Origin of the sequence: Pedobacter sp. HMWF019, assembly GCF_003061025.1 — a bacterium.
Taxonomy (GTDB): Bacteria; Bacteroidota; Bacteroidia; order Sphingobacteriales; family Sphingobacteriaceae; genus Pedobacter.
This window is the reverse complement of the sequence record NZ_QAIL01000277.1, coordinates 1-2,884: the sequence shown is the minus strand read 5'-3', so window position 1 is coordinate 2,884 and position 2,884 is coordinate 1. Positions and strand designations below refer to the sequence as shown.

Annotated in this window: 4 protein-coding genes; 1 reads left to right on the top strand and 3 read right to left on the bottom strand. The window is 38.1% G+C overall.

Features of this window, described 5'->3' with window-relative positions:
* The 3 genes from DBR11_RS16130 to DBR11_RS16120 all read right to left on the bottom strand — a co-directional run.
* Positions 1-743, bottom strand: a 743-nt coding sequence (locus DBR11_RS16130) for a sterol desaturase family protein (RefSeq protein ID WP_108553686.1), incomplete at its 3' end; no start/stop codon positions are given.
* A gap of 87 nt (positions 744-830) precedes the next feature.
* The gene (locus tag DBR11_RS16125; protein ID WP_108553685.1) at positions 831-1,433 is read right to left on the bottom strand and encodes a Crp/Fnr family transcriptional regulator; all 603 of its coding nucleotides are present in this window, start codon (positions 1,431-1,433) and stop codon (positions 831-833) included.
* Positions 1,434-1,490: 57 nt separating this feature from the next.
* Entirely contained in the window at positions 1,491-2,180 is a 690-nt protein-coding gene (locus DBR11_RS16120; RefSeq protein WP_108553684.1) for a VIT1/CCC1 transporter family protein, read from the bottom strand.
* A 283-nt stretch (positions 2,181-2,463) separates the two neighbouring features.
* Here DBR11_RS16120 and DBR11_RS16115 point away from each other — a divergent pair.
* Positions 2,464-2,884, top strand: a 421-nt coding sequence (locus DBR11_RS16115; protein WP_199233860.1) for an AraC family ligand binding domain-containing protein, incomplete at its 3' end; no start/stop codon positions are given.

Genomic DNA, 2,884 nt, shown 5'->3' with positions numbered 1-2,884 from the left:
ATCTTATCATATTCTTTTATATAATCCGGATGTTCCGTTTTCATCATCCTGTCCCAAACACGGAAATATAAACCATAATTCCCCTTAAATTTGCTATGGTGTAAATTATGATATACGGATGAATTGCTGATTTCGAACAGCCAGGAATGCCTGAACCATTTTGGCATAATCTCGTAGCCCAGATGGCCATACACGTTGATCATAAATGCCACTACCACAAATGATGCTACAGAAGTAGGATGCATAGGTAATACCATTGCAATCACAACAAGTACAAATCCTTCCGTAATTGCTTCAAAAAAATGAAAGGAATAAGAGGCCCATGGCGATGGATTTACCGATTTATGGTGAACCAGATGTGTGTACCTGAATATCTTTGGATGATGGAGCAACCGGTGCATCCAATAAAAATAAGTATCATGTATAACCAGAGAAAGGAACACACTTAGCCCTATATACCATAGCCCAAATGTATTGATATCTGTATATATTAAAGTATATTCTCTAAAAGGAGTAAACAATACTACAAAAGCGATAACCGACATAATGGCTGTACTAAGCATTGAATAGAATACCTCCCTCATAAAATCATTTTTCGAGGCCAGCCTGGCTTGAATCTTTGATTTGCTGAACTTTGAATGCAATAATTTATAAAAAAGTAAAAATGGTATGCCCGCAAGGACAAAATAACGAATTGCCGATATGGCAAATAATTTGGTTGATATTTCGATAAACTGTTCCATAGTGTTTCTTTTTAAACACCCAAAACTAATCCATCGAAGGGCCAGTCTGAATTAACAAAAGTTAATTAATGAAAGCCTTTTTTAATTTCATTTTTTAGGTACTGCAAATGATGAACTCGTAAGCCTTTTTCTGATTCTGCTCAAAGATACCGGGGTAATTCCAAGTAAGGTGGCAATGTATTTGTCTGGACAGCGCTGTACAATATTAGGCTTATCTTTAAGTAAACGCAGATAACGTTCCTCCGGATTAAGAAGAACAAATGACTCTACACGTTCCATCATTTCGGCAAGCATGGAGATCAGAAAATAATCTTTCGCCTTACTAAACTTAGAATTCTTGTTTAAAAAATCCATAAATACCTGGTAATCGGCTTCGAGCAGAACAGTATGCTCCATGGCCTGATAGGTAAACCGGGAAGCCTGGTTAAAAAGAACGGTGTCGTAAGCCGTAAAAAACTGATCTTCCCAACGCAGTAGAACTGTCGTTTCCTCACCGTTCTCCTTTAAAAGAAAACAGCGGATCAGGCCACTCTTAATATAGGCCAGTTTACCAGTAGTACTCCCCTCTTTCACATAGACATCCCCCTCTTTAAGTACTTTCTCTTTGGCCAGACTAAATAACGACATCAGCTCTTCAGGAGCCAGATCAAAAAAATCGAGGTAATGGTTAACTTTGTTTTCCTCCAGCATAATTTACAGTCCAAACTTGTACCTGCAATGTTAAATAAATAATTACAGAAGGCCTTCCTAGGAACTAAATAATTTTGCAACCCCAAAAGCTGCACTAGCTGCCAGAGCTCCAATAATCATAACTTTTAAAGCACCTTGTAAAAGAGGTTGCCCGGTTACTTTACTTTTAAAAAAACCAAACAGAAATAAACTAACAAGACCAAGAACCGATGAATACTTTAAACCTTCCAGAGGGGTTGGAGTAAAAAAATAGGGAAGCAATGGAATCAACCCACCCAAGGCATAGGAAAGTCCAATAGTCGCAGCACTGTTTCTGGCTCGGTTCGGATTAGGCTCCTCCAGTCCCAGTTCATACTTCATCATAAATTGCACCCACTTATCCTTATCCTTTGAAAGTTCATCAGCGAGCAAATCCTGTGCTTCCCGAGAAAAGCCATATTCCGAAAAAATCTCCCTTATCTCCTGCTTTTCTTCCTCAGGGATCCGTTCCACTTCTGCATATTCTCTGGAGAGTTCAGACTGATAATGCTCGGATTCCGTTTTTCCGGCAAGATAGCCCCCAAGCCCCATAGCAATGCTTCCAGCAATGATCTCTGCAATGCCTGCAGTCGTAATGATGTTATTGCTGCTCACGGCGCTACTTAATCCCGCTGCCAGCGCAAATGGCACAGTAAGGCCGTCACTTATACCAATTACGATATCTGTTATAAATTCGGAACTTTTTAGATGTTTCTCCTGGTGTCCCATAATTCCAAAGGTCTGATATAGTTGTCAATGTACAAAATCTTAAAGCAGTACAGACAAAGATCAATTCCAAACATTCTTATTCTGTTAAAGACATCCAGTACAGCAAGGTACAAATCACCTATTAAAATAAATTAAACACTGATGAAAAATACAATCTGAAGATTAGCATTATGCAGTTTTAATGGCGAAAACTCACAACCAAACTAATTAAATCAGTAAAAAGTACTATTTAAACTTCATTTATTACCTTTTACAGTCGATTCTTATTGGCTACCTTTGATCTATGAAATCGAATATCCCTGTTTACGACATCAGCACCTTTGAGGAGTATAAAAACAAAGGGATATTTGTGGGCAGATTTGGTTACTATTCTAAAAATCACCAGCACCTGCACTCGGCACACAGACACTCCTTTTACCATTTGGTCTATTTTACAAAGGGAACAGGGAAACAACATATTGATTTTAAAAAGTTTGATGTAAAACCGCAACTCATTTATTTTATGATCCCGGGTCAGGTGCACAGCTGGGATTTTGAAACAGAGCCAGATGGTTATATTATAAATTTTTCAAAAGACTATTTTGGCTCGCTTTTAATCAATTCAGGTTATCTCGATAACTTTGAATTTTTTAGTGGAATCCCGGAGCAACAAGTTCTCGAAATCGAAAATGAAACCGGCACAAAACTAGTTTACCTATTCGAAG